Below are 26270 nucleotides of genomic sequence, written 5' to 3'. Positions count from 1 at the left end.
TACCGGAGAAAATTCATGAGTCACCTTTTCACCCCGATAACGCTGGGTAAGCTCACCCTGGAAAACCGCATCACCATCGCCCCGATGTGCCAGTATTCCGCCGATCGGGGCCGGGCCACCGCCTGGCACCGCATCCATCTGGGCCACCTCGCGCTTTCCGGTGCAGGACTGCTGATCCTTGAGGCATCCGCCGTTGAGGCTGCTGGCCGCATTACCCCGCAGGACCTGGGGCTGTATAACGATGAAACCGAGCAGGCGCTGGCGGATGTGTTAAAGGATGTGCGTCAGTACTCCTCAATTCCGCTGGGGATCCAGCTGTCACACGCGGGTCGTAAGGCGTCAACTGACGCTCCCTGGCACGGTGGCGGCTTTTTACAGCCTGAGCAGGGAGGCTGGCAGACCTCTGCCCCTTCAGCCGTGCCTTTCAATGAGACAGATACCCCCCCGGTTGCCTTAACCACCGCGCGTATTGAGGAGATTAAGCAGGGCTTTATCGACAGCGCCATTCGCGCCGACCGGCTGGGGCTGGATTTGATCGAGGTACATGCAGCACACGGTTATCTGCTGCATCAGTTCCTTTCGCCCCTCTCCAACACGCGCGAGGATCAGTACGGTGGCTCGCTTGAAAACCGTATGCGCCTGACGCTGGAGATTTTCCGTGAGATCCGTCGCGTGTTCCCGGCGGATAAACCGGTGGGCGTACGCATTTCTGCTACCGACTGGGTGGAAGGTGGCTGGGATACAGAACAGTCTGTGGCACTGAGTCAGGCGCTGGAGAAGGAAGGCTGTGCTTACATTCACGTTTCCAGCGGCGGCCTGTCGCCGAAACAGCAGATTGCGGTCGGCCCCAATTATCAGGTGCCTTTTGCGACGGCGGTCAAACAGGCCGTGGCTATCCCGGTTATCGCCGTTGGTCTGATAACCGACCCTGAGCAGGCCGAGGCCGTACTGGCCGATAATCAGGCGGATATGGTGGCGCTTGCCAGGGGCATGCTCTATGACCCGCGCTGGCCGTGGCACGCCGCCGCGAAGCTGGGTGCAAAAGTTAATGCGCCCGAGCAGTACTGGCGCTGTGAGCCACATGAAGTAAAAGGTCTGTTTAAATCCTGACCGACATCACTGTCCCACTGCGGTGGGACAGTAACCCTATCCTTAACCCCATCCTTAACCCCATCCTTAACGACACCGTGATAATTTCAGTTTGTTCTTAAAAAATGGCACAATAGGCCATAAATGTTCATCTCCGGCCCGCATAATGGTGCCCCTTTATTTTACTCTGGAAACTCATGACTCAGCTGCCTCAATTTTCGCGTGCGTTGCTGCATCCACGTTATTGGTTTACCTGGTTTGGTATCGGTTTACTTTACCTGTTGGTACTGTTGCCCTACCCCGTTCTCTATTACGCAGGCTGCGGCCTTGGCCGGCTCTCCATGCGCTTTCTGCGTCGCCGCGTCTGGGTCGCGCGCCGCAACCTTGAACTCTGCTTTCCCGCCATGCCGGAAGCCGAGCGCGAGGCGATGGTGGTCCGAAACTTTGAATCTGTTGGCATGGGCCTAATCGAAACCGGCATGGCGTGGTTTTGGCCCGACTGGCGCATTAAGAAATGGTTTCAGGTCAGTGGCCTGGAACATATTGAAAAAGCGCATCAGGATGGCAAAGGCGTACTGCTGATTGGCATGCATTTTCTGACGCTGGAGCTGGGTGCCCGAATATTCGGCATCCATAACCCCGGCATCGGCGTTTACCGCCCTAATGACAATGCCCTGCTGGACTGGCTGCAAACCTGGGGGCGGATGCGTTCCAATAAGAGCATGCTCGACCGCCGCGACGTGAAAGGTATGATTCGGGCGCTGAAAAATGGCGATATTATCTGGTACGCCCCGGATCACGATTACGGCCCAAAAAGCAGCGTTTTCGTGCCCTTCTTTGGCGTGGAAAAAGCCGCGTCAACCCGTGGGAGCTACCTGCTGATCCGCAGCGGCCAGCCCGCAGTGATCCCCTTTGTTCCGCGCCGCCTGCCGCAGGGCAAAGGCTATGAAATGGTTATTCTGCCAGAAGAGACAGCCATCCCCCTTGATGACGAGGCGGCCACGGCGGCCAGGATGAACAAGGTGGTGGAGAACGGCGTGCTGATGGCGCCTGAGCAGTATATGTGGCTGCATCGCCGTTTTAAAACACGCCCCAAAGGCGAGCCCTCTCTCTACAAATAAGCCCACGGACAGTCCGATAGCGGTCGGACTGTCCCACTTCCTGATACTCCCTGCTCGTTTAAATATCTCTGTCCCGCCCTGTTCATGACTGTTTTTTAAGCGCATAATTAGCAAGCTAATTAAACATTTACTGCCGACAGGTTACCTGCGCCCCTATGTCTACCCCCTCAGAAGTTACTCTGGTACAACTGAACTGGCGGAAAAACCTGTTTGTCGCCTGGTGCGGCTGTTTTCTGACCGGCGTGGCGTTCAGCCTGGTCATGCCTTTTCTGCCACTCTACGTTGAGCTGCTTGGCGTGAGCGATCCCCATGCGCTCACGCTCTGGTCAGGTGCGGTCTTTAGCATCACGTTTCTGTTCTCTGCCTTTGCCTCCCCCTTCTGGGGCGGCCTGGCCGACCGCAAAGGCAGAAAAATTATGCTGCTGCGCTCTGCCCTGGGTATGGCGATTGTGATGCTGCTGATGGGCATGGCAACGTCCGTCTGGCAGTTTCTTGCCCTGCGAGCGCTGCTGGGCTTGTTGGGCGGCTTTGTGCCAAACGCTAACGCGTTAATCGCGACCCAGGTGCCGCGTAATAAAAGCGGCTGGGCGCTGGGGTGGCTCTCTACCGGTGCCGTGAGCGGCGCGCTGATTGGGCCGCTAATAGGCGGCCTGCTGGCTGACAGCTTTGGCCTGCGGCCGGTCTTTTTTATTACCGCCGCCGTGCTGTTTATCTGCTTTATAATGACCCTGCTCGCCGTCAGAGAAACCTTTATACCCGTTAAAAAGAAAGACATGCTGCACGCGCGCCAGGTCTTCACCTCACTTAAAAATCCCAGACTGGTGCTGGCGCTGTTCGTCACCACGCTGATTATTCAGATTGCTACCGGTTCAATTGCCCCCATTCTCACGCTCTATGTCCGTGAACTGAACGGTACTACGCAAAACCTGGCGTTTATTGCCGGGCTTATCGCTTCCGTGCCCGGCGTGGCAGCGCTTATCAGCGCGCCGAGGCTGGGCAAACTGGGCGATCGCATTGGTCCCGAACGCATTCTGATCGCCATGCTGCTGGTCTCTGTTCTGCTACTCATTCCGATGTCGCTGGTGCAGAATCCCTGGCAGTTGGGCATCCTGCGGTTCCTGCTCGGCGCGGCTGACGGTGCCCTGCTGCCGGCAGTACAGACTCTGCTCATCTATAACGCCTCTAACCAGATCGCCGGGCGTATTTTCAGCTATAACCAGTCTTTCCGCGACATCGGTAATGTCACCGGCCCGCTTATGGGTGCGCTGGTTTCTGCCCACTGGGGATTCCGCGCGGTATTCGTGGTCACGGCAACCGTCGTGCTGTTCAATGCCGTCTACTCGTGGCGGGTACTGCGCCGTCGGGCCGTACTCCCCGCGCGGGCAGAGGAATGAAGGCTGGCTGTTACGGGCGCAGTATTGCCTTTGAGCGGGTGCCTATAAAGCCAGGCGGCAATCGCGTTACGCTGTTGAATTAGAATGAATGTCACAGAAGTTTTTTTATCCTTCATCATTTTTTTCTGTAACACACTGATACGCGTATACAAAACAGCACGATTTTTTTCCTGAGACGGGTTTACCCCTGCAAAACTTAGACTATCCTTTGCTGATAGTCTTAACCGGGAAAGGAAAATAGCATGTCATTATACGCAACGCTGGAAGAAGCCATCGACGCCGCTCGTGAAGAGTACCTGGCTGCGAATCCAGAGCTGGAAGAGGATGATGCCTCCGTCAGCCAGTTCAATCTGCAAAAATACGTTATGCAGGATGGCGATATCATGTGGCAGGCTGAGTTCTTTACCAACGAGGGCGATGAAGGCGAATGCCTGTCGCTGCGCAGTGGTGAAGCGGCCCAGGCTATTTTTGATGGCGATTTCGACGAGATTGAACTGCGTCAGGAGTGGATGCCGGAAAATACCCTGCACGAATGGGATGAAGGCGAATTCCAGCTTGAGCCGCCTGCAGACACCGAAGAGGGTGAGGCGGCTGCGCAGGAGTGGGAAGACGACAACAGCGAATCCGATCGCTGGGCCTGAGTCATGCATGACGGCGCACCCTTTCAGGGTGCGCTATTGATAGGGTCCGTGGCTGGCGTCCACCGGCAACAGCAGCGTATCAACCACCAGCGACAGCGGCAGGTCGATAATCGTCAGAAACCGCCAGGGCGTATCGCGAATGTCCCACTGCACCCCAGGATAAAATTGCTTTCCGTGACCCTGTCCGGGCAGCGTACGGCTGATGATGCTGCCACAGCCACTCAGTACCAGCAGGCTGGCACCCAGCAGTAACCCGCATATTATTTTCTTCATCGTAACCATCTGACCAAATCTAAGTAAAAGAGCGATACTAACCGCATATTGTATCCTACCCGCGTTCGCGCCGTCCGCTATAAACCCTGCTGGAAACGTAAGGTTGGCGTAAAACGACCTACCCACCAGAGCAGCGTGATGTTCTCAAAACGTTTTCGCTTAATGGCATTAATATCGGCGCAGGCTGTCACTTCTAAACCCGTTTAATCACCTCAGCCACGCCTTTCAAACCGTGATTTGAGTTAAGTTCGGCCCTGATGGGTTATGAGATGATGCCGTTTCCGACGGAGAATATCAGGAACTCAACGCATGGACGACAAAAGCGAAAACCATTCTTACCATCGTCCCATCTGGGATGACAACGGGCGGTTTCATTACGAGGTCATTCCCCAGCCGATAGAAAAACATCACGTGGCGGTCTGCCTCATGCCACCCGAAAAAGTGATCCCGGTGATTTTTATTCCGGGCGTGATGGGAACAAACCTGAAAAGCGGCAAGAATAACGTCTGGCAGTTCAGTGCTTCATCGTTAATAAAATGGCCGGTGGCCAGCCCGGAGAAAAGAAAGCTTCTGCTTGATCCGATGACCACAACCGCTGATAACAGCGGGGCGATTTTTAACGACGGAGCGGATGGCAAAAAATTCCCCTCCCGGCGGGAGCGGGGATGGGGATACGCCTTTTACAAGAGCTACGGTGAGGCGCTCGACCGGCTGCAGTACCTGCTCAGTGACGACGATATCCTGATGGATAATTACTTCAGGGAAGCGCAGCTGCAGACGGCCCGGCAGCGTTTTACCGGCGTGAGGATAGGCGACGAGCCGCCGGAACAGGTGCTGACCGAAGAAGAAACGGCCCACGGCCACCGCTTTTTATACCCGCTGCACGTTTTTGGCTATAACTGGCTGCAGTCCAGTGCGGACTCGGCGACGCTGCTGGGAAAGTATATCAGCAGGGTACTGCTGGATTATCATCATCGTCTGGCAGTGAAAAAGGTGATTCTGGTCACTCACTCGATGGGGGGACTGGTTGCCCGGCACTACTCGGAAAACATGAACGGGCAGGAAAATATTCTGGGAATTGTGCACGGCGTAATGCCTGACCTGGGCTCGCCGGCGGCATACCGGCGCATGAAAACCGGTGAGCGCGGCGTTACCGGGATGATTATCGGGGACAGTGCAGAAAAGCTGATGCCGGTACTGGCACAGTCCCCCGGTCCGTTACAGCTGCTGCCGGGCAGGGCCTATGGTGCGGGCTGGTTGAAAATCGAGGGCAGCACGACCCGGCTGACCCTGCCGGTGGACGACCCGTATAAGGAAATTTATCTGAACAAAACGGCCTGGTGGCGGCTGTGTGAGCAGGATCTGCTGCTGGGAGATACGGAAAAAGCGTGGAGCGAGTTTGAAACGAGGATAACCAAAAGAGTCCAAACTTTTATTGAAGAATTGCATGGCAAATACCATCCGCAGACCTGGCTGTTTTACGGTGCCAGCGCGGATAATCCGTCTGATGCTTTCCTGACGTGGAAAGAACGATCGGTTCTGCGGTCGCCCTTACCGGCGAGAGGCTATCACGTTCCGTCGTCCCCAACATACCGGTATGATGGTGATATCACTTTTGAACTGGTCTCCTCCGGGAGCCCGGGTGACGGCACGGTGCCGGTGAACGCGGTGCGAATGCATGCCGCGCGAATACGCGGGATTCTGGGCACGGATGTTGACCATGAAGGGGCCTACGCCGTTGACCCCGTGGACCGCGCCCGTTCGGTTTACAGCGACCTGTCAGACGCCCTGATGTTCACGGTCCGCTCGGTGGTGAAAATCGTGCAGCAGGTGCCGGCGCCATGAAAAAAAACCCTCTTCTCCTGCTTATCCCGCTGGTGATAGTGCTGCTGGCGGCAGGATTCTATCTTCACCACTATGTAACGTTTGTGCATACGCCCCCGGCGTTAACGGACAAGGAAAAACGTATGGTTGATACCCTGTTTGCCACCACCAAAGCCCAGTGTGTGGGCCGCTATGTGTTTGAGGTTCCCGCCTCGTTTGAAAATACCCTGACGGACCGTGCCCGGATTAATGAGGTGAGCATCAGCAGCAAACGGCTCTACCGTCCGGCGTTTGAGCAGCGTATCCAGCGGCGGGAGCAGGAATTACAGAACGGACATACGGTCAATCCTAAAAGTCAGCCGTTTTTGAAGCAGGTGATCCGGCTGAGTGAGAACGCGGTAATATTTGACCGCAATGAAAACGAGAGCGTGCCGGGCTTTGGGCGTATTCTGGAAGGGCACCTGTACGTTAACGGGGTGGCGTTTATCCTCACACAGGAAATCACCGATTACTCTGACCCACGCTATGAGGAAGAACGCGCGTTTTATTTGCGGGATGAGGCCGGGAGACCCGCCTGGATGGCGAATAACAAGCCGCAAAAACTGGCAGAGCTTCAGGATGTAATGTCCCGTCTGAGCGGGCGAAAGGACGAGGAAATCCCGACGCAGCCGGGGACCTGTATTTCGGAAGGGTTTATCCGTGACGGGAACGGACAGCCGAAGGAAGATATTACCTTTGACTATCCCCATAATCCGGCCTTTTCTTTTGTTGTCTGGAGCAATAACGCCTTAAAAGAAAGCACAACCATGCTGGAACGAAGCGGTGAAATTCAGTCTTATATCCGCAGTGTTGACGGACGGACGCTGCGAAAGGGGCAAACGCAGATTGCCAGTTTTAATACCAGCGAATGGCTTATCACTGCCCCGCCACGAAAATCATCCGATAATCCGTCAAAACAGTTAATGTTTACTGCTATCGCCAATGAGAAAACGGCGGATTTCAGACATCCTAATCTTGATCTGACGTTAAGTAATGAGATCATGCCTGCGGGCAGTGATAGCCTGCTGACTTATAGCGATGCCGAACTGGTGGAAGTTTGGGATCGAATTACCCGTTCTTTCCGTCTCAGAAACAATGCGTTCTGAACAAAATATTCTGGCAGATGGAAGGTTATTTGTTTCCTGTTTCAGAGGGTTGAATTCAGGACAATAGCTAACTGACAGGGGCGGTGAGCGGAAAAAAGAGGAGCTGGTGCGATTTGTTAAAAAAGGCCGGGGAAAGTCCCCGGCCTCTGCTGCCGTTACCCTGCTTTCGCAGAGCATTACAGCGCTATTTATTTCGCTTTCTGAATAGCCAGCGGATTCATTTTCAGCGACTGATAGTAATCAAACCAGTCATGATACTTATCCGCATTCTGCCACAGACGGTAGTGCATCCTTGACAGCGTCACCGGGTCGCTAAGCAGCGCCAGCCGACGGTCGCGATCCAGTTTAAGCGGTGACTCGCTCAGCGCCTGTTCAACGCGACGATCGCGGGCAAACTCCAGTATCTCACTTTTGAGATGACGCGAGGTTGCCATCGCGCTTGCCAGGGCATTAAACGATGGGTTAAACACCGCATGCATAAAGCCATCTTTCAGCGCACGTTCGCGATTGATCTGCACGTAGCGGTCGGTATCCAGCAGCTCTTTCGGCGGATCGTACTCTTCCGGGATAAGGAAGAGTTTCGCCCGTCGTGACGCTCTCCCGGTCGTAGAACGACTGGAAAATACCGACACAAAAGGTGAGAGGATCAGCGAGAAGACAATAGGTGCCAGCCACCACAGGAAGTTCAAATCAAGCCAGCCCATTCCTGCTGCCCAGACAATACCCAGCGCCATTTGTGAACCGTGACGTTTGAATGCCTCGCTCCATGGCGTTGCATCATCATCACGCTGCGGAGAGTTCCAGACCACTTCCCAGCCGAGGAAGGCGCTGACCACGAAGACCGTGTGAAACAGCATACGCACCGGCGCCAGCAGTACCGAGAACAGCATCTCGAGGAACAGAGACGCGAAGACCCGCAGCGCACCACCGTAGGGCTTAGCGCCTTTGCACCAGATCAGCACCACGCTCAGCAGCTTGGGCAGGAACAGGAGCACCAGGGTGGTAGAGAACAGCGCAATCGCCAGCTCGGGACGCCACTGCGGCCAGACCGGGAACAGCTGTCGGGGCTGCATGAAGTACTGCGGCTCCATCAGCGTATGCACCACCTGCAGTGCCGTCGACAGGGCGAGGAACATAAACCACAGCGGCGCAGAGAGGTAGGACATCACTCCGGTCAGGAACACGGCGCGGTGAACCGGATGCATGCCCCTGACCAGGAACAGTCGGAAGTTCATCAGGTTACCGTGACACCAGCGGCGGTCACGCTTCAGCTCATCCAGCAGGTTAGGCGGCAGCTCCTCGTATGAGCCAGGCAGATCGTAGGCAATCCAGACGCCCCAGCCTGCACGGCGCATCAGCGCGGCTTCCACAAAGTCATGCGACAGAATGGATCCTGCAAACGACCCTTCCCCCGGCAGAGGTGCCAGCGCGCAGTGTTCAATAAAGGGCTTCACGCGGATGATGGCGTTGTGTCCCCAGTAGTGAGACTCCCCCAGCTGCCAGAAATGCAGACCGGCGGTGAACAGCGGCCCATAAACTCGGGTAGCAAACTGCTGGCAGCGTGCATACAGCGTGTCCATACCGGATGCCTTTGGCGATGACTGGATAATCCCCGCATTGGGGTTCGCTTCCATCATACGCACCAGGCCGGTCAGACACTCACCGCTCATCACGCTGTCCGCATCAAGAACAACCATATAGCTGTACTGGCTGCCCCAGCGGCGGCAGAAGTCATCGATGTTACCGCTCTTACGCTTGACGCGGCGACGGCGACGGCGATAGAAAATACGTCCTTCGCCACCCACATCGCGCACCAGCTCCATCCACGCCTTCTGCTCGGCAAGGGCGATATCCGGGTTATAGCTGTCACTCAGAATATAGACATCAAAGTTCTGCTGCTCCCCGGTTCTCACTACCGACTCCCAGGTCGCGCGCAGCCCGGCAAAGACGCGTTCCACGTCTTCATTACAGATAGGCATAATTAGCGCGGTACGGTGTGCCGGATCGATCGCCTCATCCCCCACCGTTCCGTAGGAGATACTGTATTTGTCCTTGCCGATCAGCAGTTGCAGGAAGCCCATCAGAGCCGTCCAGAATCCTGCCGACACCCAGCAGAACAGCACGGCAAACAGGAACAGTATCCCGGTTTGCAGCACGTACGGCAGGATTTGCAGCAGCGACTGCTGCCAGTTCTGGTTGATCATCTCCATAGGATCGATCAGCGCCCAGCCCTGGTACGGCAGAATGGTTTTCATGTACCAGGTGGCGACGACCGTCTGCGCGATGGTGAGGATCAGCAGAATATAGCGGCGGATTGAGCCAACATGTCGCCACTTCTCTTCCGACCTTCTCTCTTCCGCACTGGTAAAGCGTGGAACGGTTTTACGGCCACGCAGCGAATCCCAGGCGCGCGCAACCGGGTTGGTGCGCCAGGCTTCCGGATACATAGAGGAGCGCGTATGCGGAGGCATCGCCTTCAGGGTGGTGCGATCCAGGGCATCCTTATCGAACTGCTCACCCTGTTCGCCCACGGAGTCCGGCCAGGTGTGATCAATACGCGTGCGAACCGACGAAAGGGGCGCGTCGTCAGGACGGGAAGCCAGGGGCTCGCCCTCAGCCAGATTCTGGTGCAGCTGGCTAAAGGCGTCATCCCCCTGGAGTGGCAGCGATTCACGCAGCGCACCCTTTCGCTCCGGCGAAAGGGGCAGCGCATCGATATACTCGGTAGGTATAACAGTAGACTTATTCATTGGCAGGCAACTGATAGCTCCAGGTTTCCGTCAGCGTTTTGTCGCCGTTAAGCAGCGCCGCACGCATTTCCGTAGGCTGTTTATTATCTTTGACGCGGATACGCATCAGCAGACGCCAGCCTTTGGTGACCGGGTTATAGCGTACGCTGTTTTCAACCAGCTCACCGTTGTTACCGATGCTCACCTGTGGCGTAACCGGCGTATTTTCCGGCATCTTGCTCATATCCTGACCGGTAAAGTCAACGATAAAGGCCAGGGTGCCGTCCGGCTGGTGAACCAGATTAGACTGTTTCACGTCGCCGGTGGAGCGCAGCGTATCATTTACATAGGCGGTATCCGGCGAATGCAGCTGGCTTTCGTCGCGGGTGAAGTGCAGACGATAGTTGAAGCTCATTGCTTTGCCCGGTTCCGGCAGCTGTTCCGGCGTCCAGAAGGCAACGATATTGTCATTGGTTTCGTCAGCAGTAGGGATCTCCACCAGCTCAACGTGCCCTTTACCCCAGTCGCCCTGCGGTTCAATCCAGCCGCTCGGGCGGAGATCGTAACGATCGTCCAGATCCTGATACTGGTTGAAGTCGCGCCCGCGCTGAAGCAGACCGAAGCCTTTCGGACTCTCAACGGTAAAGGTGCTTACCGCCAGATGTTTCGGGTTATTCAGCGGACGCCAGATCCACTCGCCGTTACCGGCGTGAATGGACAGACCGTTGGAGTCATGCAGCTGGGGACGATAGTTAACCATCGGCGACGGCTGATTAGGTCCAAAAAGGAACATGCTGGTCAGCGGGGCAACGCCCAGCTTGCCCACTTTATCGCGCAGGTAGACCTTAGACTGAACGTCTACGGTGCTCTCTTTACCCGGTGTAATCAGGAAGCGATAGGCCCCGGTCGCGCGCGGGGAGTCAAGCAGCGCGTAGATAACCAGATGCTTGTCGGACGGCTTAGGCCGTTCGATCCAGAACGATTTGAATCGCGGAAACTCTTCACCTGAGGGCAGCGCCGTATCAATAGCCAGTCCGCGCGAGGAGAGACCATAAACCTGGCCCGCACCAATTACACGGAAATAGCTGGCACCCAGGAAGCTGGTGATTTCATCATCTTTTTTATTTTTGCTGTTAAGCGGGTACAACACTTTGAATCCAGCAAAACCGAGGTTTTTGACCGTATCAGGATCGTGCTTAACGTTGCCGAAGTTAAAGTAATCAGGCGAATATTTGATCTGGCGAACCGAAGAGGCAATCACCTCATTGATCTGTACCGGCGTATCGAAATACATGCCCTGGTGATAGAATTCCAGCTTGAATGGCGTCTTTAATTTACCCCAGTAGGCTTTATCCCGGTTGAACTGAATCTGTTGATAATCAGCATATTTCATTTCGCGCAGCTGAGAAGGCAGATTGCTTTTTGGGGCTTCATACCCTTTTCCTGCCAGCTCTTTTGCCTGTTTTGCCACATCATCAATGCTGAAAGCCCAGCTTGAGCTGGCATACATTGATAATAAGACCGCAGCGCCAAGTAAGCGCAATGTCATCTGTTGTGGCTTACTTTTCATTTTAATCAGCACATCCCCCCCTTTCGAGTACCAAAATTAATTCCATCCATCTTAATGGATAATTCAGCATTCCGACAGCCTGACACCACTTTTAGTTCCCCGGTATTGGCGGCGTTAGCGCCCTATTCTCAAGTGCTTAGCGGATACAGAATCCCCTGATAGTATACCCATGAACGTTCAACTAAAGTAAGCGATAAGCTTTAGCGTGGTTCAGGGCGAACTACTGCATTAATTTGTTGATTTTAGGACGAATATGACTAGAAAAACGCAGCAAAGAGAGTACTTCCTCGATTCTATCAGGGCATGGTTGATGCTGCTTGGCGTCCCCTTTCACGTTTCACTGATCTATTCTACCCAGTCATGGTCGGTCAATAGTGCGACCCCCTCCGAATGGCTGACCCTTCTTAATGACTTTATTCATGCCTTCCGTATGCAGGTTTTCTTCGTCATTTCCGGCTATTTTTCCTATATGCTGTTTCTGCGATACACCCCACAGCACTGGCTGAAGGTCCGCCTTGAGCGCGTTGGCATCCCGATGCTTGCCGCTGTCCCGTTGCTGACGCTTCCGCAGTTTTTTATGATCAAAGCCTGGACCACTAAAATTGGCGACTGGCATAACCTTTCGCTGTATGAAAAGTTTAATGCCCTGACATGGGATTTGATCTCCCACCTCTGGTTCCTGCTAGTGCTGGTGGTACTTACCACGGCGGGTGTCTGGATGTTTAAGTGGCTGCGGGACAGCAGGCCCGCAAAAACAGATTATTCTGACCTGACATGGGGAAAATTAAGCCTGGCGATCCTGCTTTGCAGCCTGGCCTGGGGCGCGATTCGCCGTTTGTTGTTTCATTTTGAACCGCAGCTGCTGGGGAATGGATTCTTTAACTATGCCGTCATGCAGTCGCTATTCTTCCTGCCTTTCTTTGTGCTGGGGGCAATGGCCTGGAAATATCCGGCGATCAAAGCGCTGTGCGTCCGTCCGGTGCCCTGGACCTTTATTGGCTCGCTGCTGGCCTTTATTGCCTACGTGGCTAACCAGACCTACAGCAAGGGCGACGGCTGGCTGTATGAAATTGATGCGGTTGTATCCATGATGATGGGCCTGTGGATGGTTAACGTGGTGTTCTCTCTGGGACACCGCCTGTTAAATTCTCATTCGCCCCGGGTGACCTACCTGGTGAATGCTTCCCTGTTTATTTATCTGGTGCACCATCCGCTGACTATTCTGTACGGCATCTTCTTTGTGCCCGAGATCGGCAACAATACCCTCGGCTTTTTTGCCGGGCTGGTATTTGTATTTGGCATTGCCTTTATCCTGTATGAAATCCATTTACGTATTCCGGTTCTGCGCTTTCTCTTCTCCGGGAAGCCGCAGCGGTAGCGCCCCGCAGGGCGCCGCCTGGCTTACAGCAGCCACTCAATCGGCAGCCGCCAGACCAGGCGCACCAGCAGCCTTTGAATAAAGCGGGTACGGGGTTCGTGCTTATGTACCCGCTCTTTATCCCCTTCTCCGGGATACTCAACCCAGTTAACCCGCCCCCACTTATCCAGCCGCAGGGTCCAGGCGCGATCGCGCATGCTGCTGATAAACCGCTCATGAACACTGGTCGCCAGCGTTTCACTTTCAATAACCAACCCCATTTCGGTATTCAGCATCGCCGAACGCGGATCGAAGTTAAATGAGCCGATAAAGACCTTTTCATTGTCCACGCTGAAGGTTTTGGCATGCAGGCTGGCACCGGAATTACCGGTTAGCCCGCGATCGTGGCTCGGCTCGCGGGCGTCGCTATGGGGCTTGAGTTCATAGAGCGCAATACCGTGTCGCAGCAGCTTTTTACGCCATTTGGCGTAGCCCGCATGGACCACGGAGACGTCGTTTGCCGCCAGGGAGTTGGTGAGAATGGCAATTTTCACCCCCTGACGCACCAGCGACAGAAGTTGAGCGACACCCGCCCGGGTCGGTACAAAATAAGCCGAAATGATATCGAACTGCACCTGCGGTTTGCCAATCACCTCAAGCATGCGCTGGGGCAGCAGCGTGCTGGCTTTCGCACGTCCCAGCCCCTTGCGCGGGTCGTCGCTCAGCAGCCGCGTTTTGGCCCAGGTAAGAGGTAGCGTTCCACTCTCAAGCTGAGTTACAAACGTCGACGCGTTGACCTTATTCAGATAGCGCATCACCTTAGGATCGTTGCGCCACACATCCGGCAGCTGGACGTCTTCTCGCCCGTGCCCCTCTTTACGCTTAACCACGGCATTAAGAGGTTCAACGGCCCTGCTCTGCCAGTAGCGCTCGAAATCCTTCGTGACCTCCTTGACCACCGGCCCGATGGTCAGCACGTCAAGATCGGAAAAGAGCGGCTCATCACCCGTACCAAAGTACTCATCACCGATATTGCGACCGCCAACAATCGTCGCCTGGCGATCGACCGTGAAGCTTTTGTTGTGCATTCTGCGATTCAGACGGGCGAAATCGGTGAGGTAGCCCAGTGCCCTGAGCGTCCGAAAAGAGAAGGGATTAAACAGCCTGACCGCAATGTTAGGATGGCGAGCCAGCTCGCTCAGCGTGTCGTCCAGCCCCATGGTATTATTATCATCCAGCAGCAGGCGCACTTTAACACCGCGATCCGCCGCGTCCAGTACCGCACTGAACAACAGCCTGCCTGACATATCGTTCTGCCAGATGTAGTACTGAATATCCAGACTGTATTCCGCCATCGTCGTTAACAAATAGCGCGCGGCGAACGCGTCCAGTCCCTCTTCCAGCGGATGAATACCGCTATGGTCAGGGTGCATCTCCACCCGTGGGGAGACGGCGCGAGTCAGTCGCGACGGTATACCCGGGGTTGCATCCTCATCCAGCGTAAAAGCTTCGGCCATGCGTTATCCTCAGATCATCAGCGTAAGCGCTCTATTCTAGCGGTTTTATTAATAGCGCAGCGGCCTAAATGTGATGCGACTGTTCTGATTAAATGCGGTGACCCCGGATAGGCTAGACTTAGCGCAGAGAGTTGCGTCAGGTTAATGGAGTGAGGAACGCGCATGAAAACCGGAATGCTTGATGTATCACGCCAGCCCCACAGCCCAACACTGTTTAAAAGTTTCTTTCAGGGAAGCTTTGCCTGCTCCACCGCCCGTCGTGCCGAAGGCAAACGCTTCGATCTGGTGATCAATAGCGGTCACGATACGCTGATGGAAAAAGACTATGCCCTGCTGGCGGCGGAAAAACTGCTTACCGCCCGCGACGGCGCACGCTGGTATCTGATTGAAGAGACGCCGGGTGAGTATGACTGGTCAACATTTCTGCCCATGCTGCACGCTGCCGAAAATCAGGGGCTGGAAATGATCTGGGAGCTGGCTCATTTCGGCTGGCCATCCCATCTGGATATCTGGCAGCCTGCCTTTGTTGACCGCTTTGCCGCGTTTGCCCGGGCAATGGCTCACGTCATGCAGCAGGAAGGTCATACCCACCCTTTTATTACGCCAATGAATCAGATCTCCTTCTGGTCCTGGGCCGGCGCTGACGCAGCCCTGTTTAACCCCGGCGTGACCGGGCGCGGGCGTGAACTCAAGCAGCAGCTGGTCAGAGCATCCCTCGCCGCGATGCGGGCCATTCGTGACGTGCTGCCCGGCGCACGCTTCGTATTAACCGACCCGCTGGTGAACGTTGCGCCCGCAGAGGATACCGCAGCTTCCCGCCAGGCAGCCTTACGGCAACACGAAGCACAGTTTGAGGCATGGGATATGCTGAGCGGTCGGGTGCAGCCGGAATTAGGCGGGGAGGCGTCGCTGCTGGATATCGTGGGTTTGAACTATTATCCGGATAATCAGTGGCGGGTGGACGGTACTCCCATCGCGCCGCCGCACCCTGAATATCGCGATTTGTCCAGCCTGCTTCAGGAGGTCTGGCAGCGCTATCAGCGCCCGATGCTGATTGCCGAAACCGGTGCGGAGGGCGATAAATGCGCCCCCTGGTTTACCGGGGTGGTGGAACAGGTCGGGATAGCAATGGAACGCGGCGTACAGATAGAAGGTATTTCTGTCTATCCGGTAGTGGCTTATCCCGCCTGGGCAGACAGCCGTCGTTCGCCTGACGGATTGTTTGGCCTGCCGGATGCGAACGGCACCCGGCCGATTTTTGAGCCCTATGCACTGGCAGTACGCAGTCAGCAGATCAAATTAAAAAGTGCGAATCAGCCTGAGTGAGGCGGCGTGGCGTAGCATGACTGGGGCGAAATAGTATCGTCAGAGGGATGACGCACGTCCGACAGCAGGGTCAGGGTGAACAGAACCATAACCGCAATCAGGCAGGCCGACAGTAACCCCACCAGCGCCAGAAGTTTATCCTCTCTGGATCCCATATTATGCATACTCCATGCGGACCGTGGCCGGTTAATTATTACATCATTAGCAGGGTAAGGATCAGGACAAAGATTATAAGGGTAACGGAAGTGACTGCAAGTACCACTATGGCAAAATGAGCATCGTCCAGCCGGAAACGCGGTTCTTTTTCGGGTTCATATTCAGGATGTTCATTCATAAGCGGGTATTATCTGCTGCCCAGCCTGCGCTGTAAAGCGCAGGCGCTACGCGATCGCCCTCCCCCGTCAGTGCGCCTTTATTTCTACCACCACAACTCATGGCCATTTTTGCCTTATAGTTACTGATGCAACTCTGACCGTTTAATCCTCTGATGGAGAGCAAATATGAGTACAACGCTATTTAGTAAAACACCCTCGGTCGTGGTATTTGATAACCGTGCGCTTACCGTTCGCAACATCGTTTATCACCGCCATCCCGACGCACCGACCTTAACGGATGAGCGCATCTCCCGTTATCAGTATCATCCACGCGGCTTTATGACGCAGAGCGCAGACCCGCGCCTGTTTAAAGCCAGCCTGGTAAATCTTACCTGTGTGACAGATCTGACCGGCAATGTCCTGCACACGCAGAGCGTTGATGCCGGGATCGCGGTTACCCTGCATGATACCGCCGGGCGCCCTTCCCGGGCAGTAACTAACATCAACGCTGATGAAGAGATCAGGGATGAAAGTCAGACCTTAATCCGCACCTGGCAGTATGAGCGTCCTACGCTGGCGGGACGCCTGCTCAGCACGACAGAACAGGTGGGCCAGGCCGTGCGCATTACGGATCGTTTTATCTGGTCTGGTCACTCAAAAGAAGAGAAAGCCTTTAATCTCACGGGGCAGTGCGTCAGCCATTACGACACCGCCGGCCTGATTCAGATAAACAGTATTGGCCTGAGCGGCGGGTCGCTCTCGGTGACCCGGCGGCTGCTTAAGGAGATGAATAACGAAGAGATCGTCGCCAACTGGGAGGGGGACGCTATTTCTGCCTGGGACGACCGGCTGGACGACAGGTCGTATAGCACTCTGACCCGCGCGGATGCGACAGGCTCGACACTCATCGCCACCGACGCCAGCGGCAATCAGCAGCGTGTAGTCTACGACATAGCCGGCCTGCTTTCAGGCAGCTGGCTGACAATCAGGAACGAGCCGGAGCAGGTAATTGTTAAATCTCTGACCTGGTCTGCTGCCGGGCAGAAGCTGCGTGAAGAGCATGGCAATGGCGTTGTGACGCTCTACCGCTACGAGCCGGAAACACAGCGCCTGACAGGTATTAAAACTGAGCGCCCCGCCGGGCATCACTCAGGGCGCAAAGTGTTGCAGGACCTGCGTTATCAATACGATCCGGTGGGCAATGTGCTAAGTATCCGTAACGATGCAGAAGAAACCCGCTTCTGGCGCAATCAGAAAGTGGTGCCGGAGAATACCTGTCGCTATGACAGCCTGTACCAACTGGTCAGCGCCACCGGGCGCGAAATGGCTAATATGCAACAGAACACTGGCTCTTCCACTGCTATTATCCCCCTCCCCACCGACAGTTCAGCCTTTACGCCTTATACCCGGTCATATCACTACGATAATGCCGGAAACCTGACGCAAATACGGCACGCTGCGCCTGCTACCTCAAATACTTATACCACTGACGTTACCATCAGCAATCGTAGCAACCGTGGCGTCTTAAGCGCACTGACGACGAACCCGACCGTAGTAGACTCCCTGTTTACGGCGGCTGGCCAGCAAAAACAGTTACAGCCGGGACAAAAACTGGACTGGACACTTCGGGGCGAGCTGCGAAAAGTGATGCCCGTAGTCCGTAACGCTGGGGCAAATGACAGTGAAATGTATCGCTATGACAGTACCAGCCAGCGTCTGCTCAAGGTGACCAGACAGCAAACGGGCAACAGCACGCAAAAACAGCAGGTTATTTACCTGCCTGGGCTGGAGCTGCGTACCCGCTCAACGGGCAGTTCGTTAACGGAAAATCTGCAGGTCATTACTCTGGATGGGTTGGGGCGCGCGCAGCTGCGCATACTGCACTGGGAGAGCGGCAAGCCAGACGGTATCGGCAATAATATGGCGCGATGGAGTTACGACAATCTTTCAGGGAGCAGTGGTCTGGAGGTGGACGATGACGGCAATGTTATTAGCCTTGAGGAGTACTATCCCTTTGGCGGTACAGCCTTATGGACAGCCCGTAGCCAGACAGAATCTCACTATAAAACCATCAGATTTGCGGGTAAAGAGCGCGATGCAACGGGGTTATATTACTATGGCTACCGTTACTATCAGCCCTGGGCGGCGCGCTGGCTGAGTTCGGATCCGGCAGGCACGGTGGATGGCCTCAACCTGTTTCGCATGGTCAGGAATAACCCACTTTCATACAGTGATTCCGACGGCAGAATGCCTTTTTTTTCCGGCAAAAAATCCTCATTGCGACAGAATATCAATAACGAAGTCCAGGCAGAGATTTCCGCGCATGAGTATGCTGACATTCCAAAATCCATTCATATGATCTGGATTGGCTCAAACAAAATATCGGATAAGAATGTCGCGCTTTCGCTTGATACTGCCAGTATGAACCCAGATTATCAAACACAACTTATTTATGACAGCAGCATTGAAAATTACAAACAAGCAAGCGATGATTTAGTTGAAAGATTTCGCGGGAGTAACGTTAATGTTACCGACTTAAGAACATTACCTTCATTTTCAGAAATACAGTCTCACCCTGCTTTTAAGTATTATACTAATACCATTCGCGAAGGACGTTATGCACAGGCAAGCGATCTGTTACGCCTGTTAGTATTAAAACACGAAGGTGGGATATATAAGGATGTCGACGATACGCAGCGAGCGCCGTTTGGCGATTTGTCCCTCTATGGCGGGATAGGCTTTAAAAAAGAATATATCGCCAAAGAAGGAGAAAAAGAGCAGGCAGTGCCTAATACCCCTATTGGCGCGGCCCGGGAGAACAGGGTAATTAACCGGACACTGGATATTGCAGTGGAAAGATATCAGCGTGGTGAAACCAACGTATTTAAACTTGCCGGGCCTGATGTATTTACCGAGGCGCTTTACAGCACAATCAAGCTGTCAAATCTTCAGGCGGTTATTGACGGGGATAAGAAAGCAGTTGCGACGTTAACAACCTTTATGGATAAAATTTTAAGGCGGAAAATTCAAGGCTTTAGCGATGAACAATACGGCCAGCTTGTCCAACCCAGAGATAATATGCTTAGTCTCGGAAGACAGGTTGATAATGGTTCGGATCACTCATGGAAATAATCATTTATATGACCGATAGTGTTTAAAGTCAGCCTGAATGACAGCACAGGGACGACCATTTCGTCGTCCCTGTGCATACCGAGATTTACCCTCTTTTTGATTTCAAACAGTGCCAGTGAACCACCGATGCGACCAAATCCAGCTTCAAGCCGATTTCATTCTGATTAGGGGGTTAAACCGAAGGATGGCGGCAGCATTAGCCCGGAGAGGGTCCTCACTCACGGCAATTAATGGCTCGTGAGTGAGGAAAATGACGGTGGCGTTTACGCCTCCTTCCAGCCGCCCCCCAGCGCCCGGTAGAGATCAATCTGCGCCTGGAGGAGGTTATTTTTTACCTGTACAAGGTTAAGCTGGGTGCTGTAAAGCGTTCGCTGGGCATCCAGTTCATCCAGATAGGATGCATAGCCATTCTGATAGCGATTGCTGGCAATACGCAGCGCTTCACTCACCACCTGCGCCTGCTTTTGCAGCTCCACCAGCTGCTGCTGGTAACGTTCAATCGCGTCGAGATCGTTGTTAACTTCACTGAAGGCATTACGCACCACTTTTTCGTAGCTGTACAACGCCTGATTGCGGCTGGCCATGGACACATCTACCTGCGCCGTTAGCGCCTCGCGGTTGAGTATCGGGGCCAGCACGCTGCCGCCAATGCTCCATAGCCTGAAGGGGTTATCCAGCAGCTGGTGGAGTGCAGAACTCTGCATCGTACCGGATGCGGTCAGGTTCAGCGAAGGCAGCAGCCGCGCGCGGGATGCCGCAAGGGAGCTATCCGCCGCCAGCAGCAGCCTCTCAGCCTGGACGATATCCGGGCGACGCTGTAACAGCTCGGATGGGAGCAACGAAGGCAGCGTCTGCGGGGCAACCTGCTCGAACTCACGTCGCCGGGCAATTTCGCGGGGGTTCATGCCCACCAGAATACTCAGCGCATTCTCCTGCTGGGCGATTTGATGCTGTAGCACCGGGATCTGTGCTTTCGCCGTCTGATACTCCGACGCGGACTGCACCCACTCCAGCTTTGAGGTATAGCCTGTCTCATATTGCCGCTGGGCGAGCTTAAGCGAGTTAGCGCGTGAAGCCAGCGTGGATTCTGTCACCCGGAGCTGCTCGTCCAGTGCGACCAGCGTCATATAGCCTGAGGCCACTGAGCTGGCAACCGTCAGCTCGGCGGCCGAGGCGGCGGCCTGCTGAGCGGCAAGTGAGGCGGTGGCAGCATCAATACTGCTGCTGCGCGCGCCCCAAATATCAACATCATAGCTGGCCTGCAGCAGTCCCTGAAAAACGGCATACTCATAAGGCTGTCCGCTTACCGAGGAGAGCGCGCGAGCATGGGTGGCACTGACGCCAGCGTTGAGCGTGGGAAGATTATCGCCCTCTGCCCCGCGCAGCTGGGCACGATATTGCTCGACGCGGGATCGCGCCGTCAGGATATCCAGGTTGTTGCGCAGCGCCTGGCTAACCAGTCGGTTGAGATTGTCATCGTTAAAGTTGCGCCACCAGCCCGCTTCCACCGGTGAAGAGGGCCCCACCTGGTTACGCCACTGCTGAGGGATGGGGAGCGCGCCGGGCGCCTTTTCGACCTGCGTTGCGCATCCGGTCAGGGCTGTAACCACCAGCATCAGCGGCAGCGATATCTTCCAGCGCATCATTTCTTCTCCTGAGAGGACGACGACGCAGAGGTGTCAATGCTCACTTCGACGGACATGCCTGGACGTAAATGCCCGGCGTTATCACTGGTGATATTGATACGCACCGGAATGCGCTGGGCAATTTTGACAAAGTTCCCCGTGGCATTGTCGGGAGAAATGGCGCTAAATTCTGAGCCTGCCGCCGGGGAGATATATTCCACTTTACCCTGGAATTTCTCGCCATCGAGCGCATCAACGGTAAAGGTGACCGGCAGGCCGGGCTGGATACGGGCCATCTGGGTTTCCTTCATGTTCGCCACTACCCACATCTGCTCCGGAACCAGCGATGTCAGACGCGTGCCGGCGGTAACGTAGGCACCCTGACGGACGGCAATCTGGCCCAGCTGCCCGTCGCGGGGGGCAATAATGCGCGTGTTATCCAGATCGATCTGCGCCAGCTCCAGTGCAGCCTCCGCGCTGGCCACATCGGCCTCCAGTGACGCGCGATTAACAATGGCGGTTTGCAGGTCCTGACGGGAGACATCCAGCGTGGCCTGCGTCTGCTGCACGTCGGCCAGTGTCTGACTGTTGCTGGCGCGCGACGCATCCCGTTCACGGATCGACAGCGAACCGTCCGACACCAGATTCTCCACGCGCTTCAAGTCCAGCGCGCTTTTCACCGCCTGTGCCCTGGCGTTGGCCAGCATGGCTTTATTGCGCTCAATCACCGCTTCAGCGCTGCGACGCTGTTGGATATTGTTTGCCAGAGCGGCTTTTTTCATCGCCACCTGCGCCTGCGCCTGGTGAACCCGCTGTTTATAGATACGATCGTCAATGGTCATAATCATATCGCCCCGGTGCACCGGCTGATAGTCCAGCACATTCACGGCGGTAATATAGCCATTTACCTGAGGGCTGATAAACGTCACCTGTCCACGAACGTAGGCGTTTTCCGTCGACTGGATCTGACTGGTGAAGGGAGGAAGCTGCCACGCATAGAGGATAACCAGTACGCCAACAATCGCAATCCCAGCGCCGAAGGCGATGGATAATATACGCAGCTTATTATTTCTTTCTCGTTCCGAAAGCGGGTTCTGTTCCTGCTGACTCATTCTTTCCCCGGACTGATTGAAGTGGTAGGTGGTAGCATTGCCCGACGTTCAGCTTCCGCCTCACGTTTTGCCTGTTGCCAGTTAAGGTAACGCTGACGGGACAGTCGCCAAAGCACCCAAATCAGGGTGACGAATGCCATACCAGCGGTAAGCAGATAAGTATCGTTATAGGCCAGGACGTTGGCCTGCACGGTGGCAACGCTCTGAAGCTGCGTGGTGCTCTGCGCGGCCAGCAGTGCGCTATCGCTAATCTGGCTGCTGAACAAGCCGGTATACTGGCTCAGCCGTTCAGTGACGTTCGGATCGAGCGTCGACAGCTGGTCACCCAGCAGGCTGGAGTGAAACTTCTCACGCCAGGTCTGAAACGTCCCAAGGATCGCAGAGCCCATCAATCCGCCGAGGTTCTGACTCATGCCGAAGAGGACCACCAGACTCACCAGGTTTTTAGGCTGCGTGACCACGCTGCCGATATTCATCAGTAGCGCAGGTGCAATGAAGAAGGTGCTGCTGAATCCCAGCAAAAACTGGCTGAAATACATATTGTTCGCGCGCGTCAGCGGGCTGGACTGCGCATCCATCAGCGATGCCACAATAATCAGCAACAGAGAGACGACAATAGGCCAGCTCAGGTGCTTAACATTAATCGTCAGTGCGCTGATTACGATGCCAGCGACTACACCAGCCAGAATCGCCAGCGCCAGTCCATGCATTTGATCGTTGAGCAGCCCCATCTGTTGCAGATAGCCAATCGCGCCCGTGTTCTGCTCCGCCAGCGTGACGCGCAGCATTATCATCACAATACCCAGTCGTATTATTGATCCGGTGCGCAGCCAGCGGGTATTGATCAACGGATTGCTGCGGTTATGTTCCAGCACAATGGCGGCTATGACCAGTACCAGCCCGAGAGCCAGACAGATCCCCAGCCAGGGCGTACTGGTCCACCACTCTACCCGGCCGAGTGACAGCACCGCGCAAAACAGCGCCATTCCCGGTGCCATCAGCAGGAAGGTCAGGAAATCCTTTTTCTCGAAAACCTTCATCCGTTCGCCGGGCGGCAGCTTAAGTATCAGTACTGCTCCCAGACAGATCATTGCCAGGCCGAGTTCAAACAGGTAAAGCCCCCGCCACTCCTCCAGCTGTAGCAGCTCGTCTGAAAAGAGCCTGGCAAGCGGAATGGCCAGCTGTGACGCGCCGATGCCGATGGTCATCGCCTTAAGCCGATGCTTAGCGGGCCAGGCCTGAATCTGATAATAGATACCCAGGGAACTGAGGGCGGCGCCCACCATTCCATGCGCGGTGCGCACCACGATGGCGGAACTTAAATCGTTTACCAGCAAATGGAAAAAAGAGACCAGCACGTACAGCACCAGGAATGCCTCAGTAAAGGCACGCAGTCCAAACTGCTGGCGAAACTTTACCAGCAGCAGGTTGATGGAGATATTTCCCATCACATATACCGCCGGAAGCCAGGCGATTTCATTACTGTACGCGCCGAACACGCCCTGCAGATTGGTTAAATTGGCGGTCACCAGCGCATTGCTCAGCGCGCCAGTGACCGAGATCAGCAGGCCGATAATCCCGAAGGCGATACGCCTGTGAGTGGGATGCAGCGGCGTGGAGGGCGATCCCGGCAGGGTCGGTTTTTCGCCGGGTGCCCACTCCCGTGGGGCGAAGGGGTCATGGGAAGTGCCACGCATACTATTTGGCCTCGGTTGCGATTAGCAGGCGCTGTAGCACGCGCTCGGCAACCGCCAGATCTTGCGGATTGATATCCGTCAGCAGCTCACTGCGCAGATTATCCGCCTCAATCTTCAACTTTTCGTACAGCTTTCCACCCTTAAACGTTAAGTGCAGCAGCCGCTTACGGCGATCCTCTTCAGGCTGGATGCGCTCAACCAGCTGCTGCCTGACCAGCCTGTCGATCAGCGGTACGACGCTGGCATCTTCCAGCCCCAGCCGATGCGCCAGCTCTTTCTGGCTCATCGGTGCCTCTTCAGCCGCGATTGCCACGACCGCCAGCCAGCTACTCATGCTGAGCCCACTGTCCTTCATACGGCGATCGATAGCCTGCCGCCACGCATGGGCAGTCATATGCAGCAACCGGGAGAAGTTAAGTTCTGAGACATTCGACATGTAGACGCCTGATGATTAGGGTTCTAACTATACAGTTGCGGTAATTATAATCATGGATGGCAGAAGATGGGAAGAGGATTGCAAACCTGCAGGCAAAGTTTGTGCCGCCATACAATCAGGACGGTGGCTAACCCCGGTCGCTTAAGGGAGAGCAGCATGAGTCCACAGGCGGGTTAGCACTTTCTAATGGTACTGCTCAGTCGTACCTTTCACGCACTGATTTAACAAATGCAAAGTAGCAGTCGTCGCAAAGTTCATCATCGATTGCGAACAGGCGTGCTGTCAGGCGGCGTTTGATTCCGCAATCCGTGCAATATTTCATGGCCAAAATTTTCATCAGGTTATCACTACGCCCAGTTCCGGGAACCCGTTCACCCTATTTCCTGGCCCCTTAATAGTCCAATCACTTAAAACGATCGGTTTAGCGGTATTGATCGTCACCAACGATCAATACCCTGGAGTCAGTATGGATAATACACCTGTGCGTCGAGCTTAGGGCTGAATGCAGGTGTGTTTTTGGGGAGTCTTTGCCAACTCAGCGTCATTTCACCCTACCCCTGCCAAATCTCAGACACAAAAAAACCGCCACATAACAAAGTGTCCAACAAATGGGGTTCACTTCAATTGAGCGGTTACGACATCACTGCTTATTGTTTTGATTTTATTCGTTTAATCGGTAGTAAAAGTATGGTGCCCGAGGCGGGACTTGAACCCGCACAGCCATAAGCCGGGGGGTTTAAAAACTATCAGTGAGCCTTACAAATCATAATGTTATGAGCTGCAAGGCTTTTTAATTTGCGTATATCTGCGTATTCAAGCTTGTAGCGTGATTTCATCGCCATCCAGATCACCAATCGCTGGGACTCTCATCATAGATTTTACGCACAGCAAACTTGAAGATGTAGTAGCCCGATACCAACCCCAAAACGGTTAAAGCTGCCAGGTAGTATCTGTATTCGCTGAATGAGAAAAACACGAACCATCCCATACAGACTAGTGATAATCCGCATACACCCATTCCAATCCCCTGAATGATGCGTGAAAGTGATGCCAGCAGTAATTTCTTCATATCTAAACTTTCTCGAAAAAGTAACAGCAAGTCTGGTGAAATTTATTGCGATCTGTGTACCATAATGCAGCAGCGTCTTCAAAAGGCCTCGTTTTCTCTTCAACCATGAAGTACAGAAGATCCAAATCTCCCAGCCGCCGAAGCATATTGTAGGCATTATTATTGCGGCGCTGTAACTCTCTTGAAGCATAAACTGAACGAGACATTGCCGCCCCTATCTACAGGATGCTACCTATTGTCATGCCAGTTATCATTCGAGGGATCAATTTGGATGAAAAGACGTAGCCCATATTAGCAGTTGCTAACTGATTGAATGCCATCTTACCCAGGAAGTTACCACCTCCTTTAGCAGAAAGTTCTTTTACTTTATTAAAATCAACATGTTTAAAGAAATTATCCATAAACAGATGCAGGACTTTTTCAAGGTTCCGTCTTGAAGCCATCCCATGCTTCACCATCCTGGCTATTCGCTCTTTATCATAGGAATTGATATTCCTGTTATCTGTATCAAGATAATCCCGACCAAGATAATAAATGTCTACCGGCCAATTCACGAAACCCTTGAGAAATCCACGGAAAAAATTTCCATCTACATGAATCGCATTAGCCATCTCATCTGCAAGTTTTCTGGCACTAATCATCAAATTCGTCCTTGTCCACAAAAGTAACTTTGCGCGCGAGGGGCCAGTATACCGCAGTGGATCTACAGTTTGATCTTTTATGCAATATTTTGCGATTATCATAGTGAGTGTAAACCTCCCGGCATCCCCCGCCCACTCTGGCCTCCGCCAAATTTTCGCCACAACTGACATAATACGGTGCCGCCCGGTTTGATCCTCACGGAAAGCATTTGATCCTTCTTAGCACTCTGTATGGTGCCGGAACTTACCGGATTAACC

General features: G+C 54.4%; 20 protein-coding genes. 9 read left to right on the top strand and 11 right to left on the bottom strand.

Annotated elements, in window-relative coordinates; all coding sequences use genetic code 11:
- Window positions 1-15: 15 nt before the first annotated feature.
- From A1830_RS05900 to A1830_RS05885, 4 genes are all read left to right on the top strand, one after another.
- Window positions 16-1110, top strand: a complete 1095-nt coding sequence (locus tag A1830_RS05900; protein WP_067703088.1) for an NADH:flavin oxidoreductase/NADH oxidase — start codon at window positions 16-18, stop codon at window positions 1108-1110.
- 176 nt (window positions 1111-1286) lie between these two features.
- Complete coding sequence (locus A1830_RS05895; protein WP_067703085.1) at window positions 1287-2210, top strand: Kdo(2)-lipid IV(A) acyltransferase; 924 nt, start codon at window positions 1287-1289, stop codon at window positions 2208-2210.
- Between the two features lie 155 nt (window positions 2211-2365).
- Entirely contained in the window at window positions 2366-3604 is a 1239-nt protein-coding gene (gene mdtG / locus A1830_RS05890) for a multidrug efflux MFS transporter MdtG (protein ID WP_067703081.1), read from the top strand.
- A 242-nt stretch (window positions 3605-3846) separates the two neighbouring features.
- Window positions 3847-4245: a MysB family protein gene (locus tag A1830_RS05885; RefSeq protein WP_067703078.1), complete on the top strand. Its 399-nt coding sequence runs from the start codon at window positions 3847-3849 to the stop codon at window positions 4243-4245.
- 33 nt (window positions 4246-4278) lie between these two features.
- Here A1830_RS05885 and A1830_RS05880 read toward each other — a convergent pair whose 3' ends face one another.
- A complete protein-coding gene (locus tag A1830_RS05880) occupies window positions 4279-4518 on the bottom strand; it encodes a YceK/YidQ family lipoprotein (protein ID WP_073980961.1) in 240 nt (79 codons plus the stop codon).
- Between the two features lie 309 nt (window positions 4519-4827).
- Here A1830_RS05880 and A1830_RS05875 point away from each other — a divergent pair, with 309 nt between their 5' ends.
- Window positions 4828-6363 carry an esterase/lipase family protein gene (locus A1830_RS05875; protein ID WP_067703074.1) on the top strand — a complete coding sequence of 512 codons (1536 nt, stop codon included), beginning with the start codon at window positions 4828-4830 and terminating at the stop codon, window positions 6361-6363.
- Entirely contained in the window at window positions 6360-7487 is a 1128-nt protein-coding gene (locus A1830_RS05870; RefSeq protein WP_082804101.1) for a T6SS immunity protein Tli4 family protein, read from the top strand. The genes A1830_RS05875 and A1830_RS05870 overlap by 4 nt, the downstream gene beginning before the upstream one ends.
- A gap of 188 nt (window positions 7488-7675) precedes the next feature.
- Here the strand turns inward: A1830_RS05870 and mdoH are convergent, their stop codons facing one another.
- Together mdoH and A1830_RS05860 are read right to left on the bottom strand one after the other, a co-directional pair.
- Entirely contained in the window at window positions 7676-10237 is a 2562-nt protein-coding gene (gene mdoH, locus A1830_RS05865) for a glucans biosynthesis glucosyltransferase MdoH (RefSeq protein ID WP_067703072.1), read from the bottom strand.
- Window positions 10230-11765 carry a glucan biosynthesis protein G gene (locus A1830_RS05860; protein ID WP_369815692.1) on the bottom strand — a complete coding sequence of 512 codons (1536 nt, stop codon included), beginning with the start codon at window positions 11763-11765 and terminating at the stop codon, window positions 10230-10232. Before A1830_RS05860 ends, mdoH begins: the two co-directional genes overlap by 8 nt.
- A gap of 274 nt (window positions 11766-12039) precedes the next feature.
- On the opposite strand from A1830_RS05860, the gene mdoC reads away from it, so the two are divergent.
- Window positions 12040-13164 (top strand): glucans biosynthesis protein MdoC, encoded by a 1125-nt coding sequence (mdoC, locus tag A1830_RS05855; protein WP_067703068.1) that lies wholly within the window; start codon window positions 12040-12042, stop codon window positions 13162-13164.
- A 23-nt stretch (window positions 13165-13187) separates the two neighbouring features.
- Here the strand turns inward: mdoC and A1830_RS05850 are convergent, their stop codons facing one another.
- Window positions 13188-14660 carry a phospholipase D family protein gene (locus tag A1830_RS05850; RefSeq protein WP_067703066.1) on the bottom strand — a complete coding sequence of 491 codons (1473 nt, stop codon included), beginning with the start codon at window positions 14658-14660 and terminating at the stop codon, window positions 13188-13190.
- Between the two features lie 162 nt (window positions 14661-14822).
- Between A1830_RS05850 and A1830_RS05845 the strand changes: the two genes are divergently transcribed.
- The gene (locus A1830_RS05845; RefSeq protein WP_067703065.1) at window positions 14823-15986 is read left to right on the top strand and encodes a glycoside hydrolase family 1 protein; all 1164 of its coding nucleotides are present in this window, start codon (window positions 14823-14825) and stop codon (window positions 15984-15986) included.
- Here the strand turns inward: A1830_RS05845 and A1830_RS22920 are convergent.
- Window positions 15974-16141 (bottom strand): hypothetical protein, encoded by a 168-nt coding sequence (locus tag A1830_RS22920; RefSeq protein ID WP_197473293.1) that lies wholly within the window; start codon window positions 16139-16141, stop codon window positions 15974-15976. The genes A1830_RS05845 and A1830_RS22920 overlap by 13 nt on opposite strands.
- Window positions 16142-16486: 345 nt before the next feature.
- Here A1830_RS22920 and A1830_RS05840 point away from each other — a divergent pair, with 345 nt between their 5' ends.
- Window positions 16487-19432: an RHS repeat-associated core domain-containing protein gene (locus A1830_RS05840; RefSeq protein WP_067703062.1), complete on the top strand. Its 2946-nt coding sequence runs from the start codon at window positions 16487-16489 to the stop codon at window positions 19430-19432.
- Window positions 19433-19695: 263 nt separating this feature from the next.
- Here A1830_RS05840 and A1830_RS05835 read toward each other — a convergent pair whose 3' ends face one another.
- The 6 genes from A1830_RS05835 to A1830_RS23220 form a co-directional block, all read right to left on the bottom strand.
- The gene (locus A1830_RS05835; RefSeq protein WP_156484951.1) at window positions 19696-21075 is read right to left on the bottom strand and encodes an efflux transporter outer membrane subunit; all 1380 of its coding nucleotides are present in this window, start codon (window positions 21073-21075) and stop codon (window positions 19696-19698) included.
- A complete protein-coding gene (locus A1830_RS05830; protein WP_067703058.1) occupies window positions 21075-22169 on the bottom strand; it encodes an HlyD family secretion protein in 1095 nt (364 codons plus the stop codon). Before A1830_RS05830 ends, A1830_RS05835 begins: the two co-directional genes overlap by 1 nt.
- Complete coding sequence (locus tag A1830_RS05825) at window positions 22166-23866, bottom strand: MFS transporter (protein WP_067703056.1); 1701 nt, start codon at window positions 23864-23866, stop codon at window positions 22166-22168. The genes A1830_RS05830 and A1830_RS05825 overlap by 4 nt, the downstream gene beginning before the upstream one ends.
- Window position 23867: 1 nt before the next feature.
- On the bottom strand, window positions 23868-24302 hold the full coding sequence (locus A1830_RS05820; RefSeq protein WP_067703054.1) for a MarR family winged helix-turn-helix transcriptional regulator: 435 nt from the start codon (window positions 24300-24302) through the stop codon (window positions 23868-23870).
- Window positions 24303-25149: 847 nt separating this feature from the next.
- Window positions 25150-25371 carry a hypothetical protein gene (locus A1830_RS05815; RefSeq protein WP_067703053.1) on the bottom strand — a complete coding sequence of 74 codons (222 nt, stop codon included), beginning with the start codon at window positions 25369-25371 and terminating at the stop codon, window positions 25150-25152.
- Window positions 25372-25589: 218 nt separating this feature from the next.
- On the bottom strand, window positions 25590-26012 hold the full coding sequence (locus A1830_RS23220; protein WP_231877574.1) for a hypothetical protein: 423 nt from the start codon (window positions 26010-26012) through the stop codon (window positions 25590-25592).
- Window positions 26013-26270: the final 258 nt, after the last annotated feature.

The organism is Erwinia sp. ErVv1 (genome assembly GCF_900068895.1).
Taxonomy (GTDB): Bacteria; Pseudomonadota; Gammaproteobacteria; order Enterobacterales; family Enterobacteriaceae; genus Erwinia.
This window is presented reverse-complemented; position numbering and strand designations above follow the sequence as displayed.

Excerpts from the sequence above, each read along its gene's own strand:
- A1830_RS05900 (WP_067703088.1), top strand. The coding sequence starts at position 16 with ATGAGTCACCTTTTCACCCCGATAACGCTGGGTAAGCTCACCCTGGAA.
- A1830_RS05895 (WP_067703085.1), top strand. The coding sequence starts at position 1,287 with ATGACTCAGCTGCCTCAATTTTCGCGTGCGTTGCTGCATCCACGTTAT.
- mdtG (WP_067703081.1), top strand. The coding sequence starts at position 2,366 with ATGTCTACCCCCTCAGAAGTTACTCTGGTACAACTGAACTGGCGGAAA.
- A1830_RS05885 (WP_067703078.1), top strand. The coding sequence starts at position 3,847 with ATGTCATTATACGCAACGCTGGAAGAAGCCATCGACGCCGCTCGTGAA.
- A1830_RS05880 (WP_073980961.1), bottom strand. The coding sequence starts at position 4,518 with ATGAAGAAAATAATATGCGGGTTACTGCTGGGTGCCAGCCTGCTGGTA.
- A1830_RS05875 (WP_067703074.1), top strand. The coding sequence starts at position 4,828 with ATGGACGACAAAAGCGAAAACCATTCTTACCATCGTCCCATCTGGGAT.
- A1830_RS05870 (WP_082804101.1), top strand. The coding sequence starts at position 6,360 with ATGAAAAAAAACCCTCTTCTCCTGCTTATCCCGCTGGTGATAGTGCTG.
- mdoH (WP_067703072.1), bottom strand. The coding sequence starts at position 10,237 with ATGAATAAGTCTACTGTTATACCTACCGAGTATATCGATGCGCTGCCC.
- A1830_RS05860 (WP_369815692.1), bottom strand. The coding sequence starts at position 11,765 with ATGACATTGCGCTTACTTGGCGCTGCGGTCTTATTATCAATGTATGCC.
- mdoC (WP_067703068.1), top strand. The coding sequence starts at position 12,040 with ATGACTAGAAAAACGCAGCAAAGAGAGTACTTCCTCGATTCTATCAGG.
- A1830_RS05850 (WP_067703066.1), bottom strand. The coding sequence starts at position 14,660 with ATGGCCGAAGCTTTTACGCTGGATGAGGATGCAACCCCGGGTATACCG.
- A1830_RS05845 (WP_067703065.1), top strand. The coding sequence starts at position 14,823 with ATGAAAACCGGAATGCTTGATGTATCACGCCAGCCCCACAGCCCAACA.
- A1830_RS22920 (WP_197473293.1), bottom strand. The coding sequence starts at position 16,141 with ATGGGATCCAGAGAGGATAAACTTCTGGCGCTGGTGGGGTTACTGTCG.
- A1830_RS05840 (WP_067703062.1), top strand. The coding sequence starts at position 16,487 with ATGAGTACAACGCTATTTAGTAAAACACCCTCGGTCGTGGTATTTGAT.
- A1830_RS05835 (WP_156484951.1), bottom strand. The coding sequence starts at position 21,075 with ATGCGCTGGAAGATATCGCTGCCGCTGATGCTGGTGGTTACAGCCCTG.
- A1830_RS05830 (WP_067703058.1), bottom strand. The coding sequence starts at position 22,169 with ATGAGTCAGCAGGAACAGAACCCGCTTTCGGAACGAGAAAGAAATAAT.
- A1830_RS05825 (WP_067703056.1), bottom strand. The coding sequence starts at position 23,866 with ATGCGTGGCACTTCCCATGACCCCTTCGCCCCACGGGAGTGGGCACCC.
- A1830_RS05820 (WP_067703054.1), bottom strand. The coding sequence starts at position 24,302 with ATGTCGAATGTCTCAGAACTTAACTTCTCCCGGTTGCTGCATATGACT.
- A1830_RS05815 (WP_067703053.1), bottom strand. The coding sequence starts at position 25,371 with ATGAAGAAATTACTGCTGGCATCACTTTCACGCATCATTCAGGGGATT.
- A1830_RS23220 (WP_231877574.1), bottom strand. The coding sequence starts at position 26,012 with ATGATTAGTGCCAGAAAACTTGCAGATGAGATGGCTAATGCGATTCAT.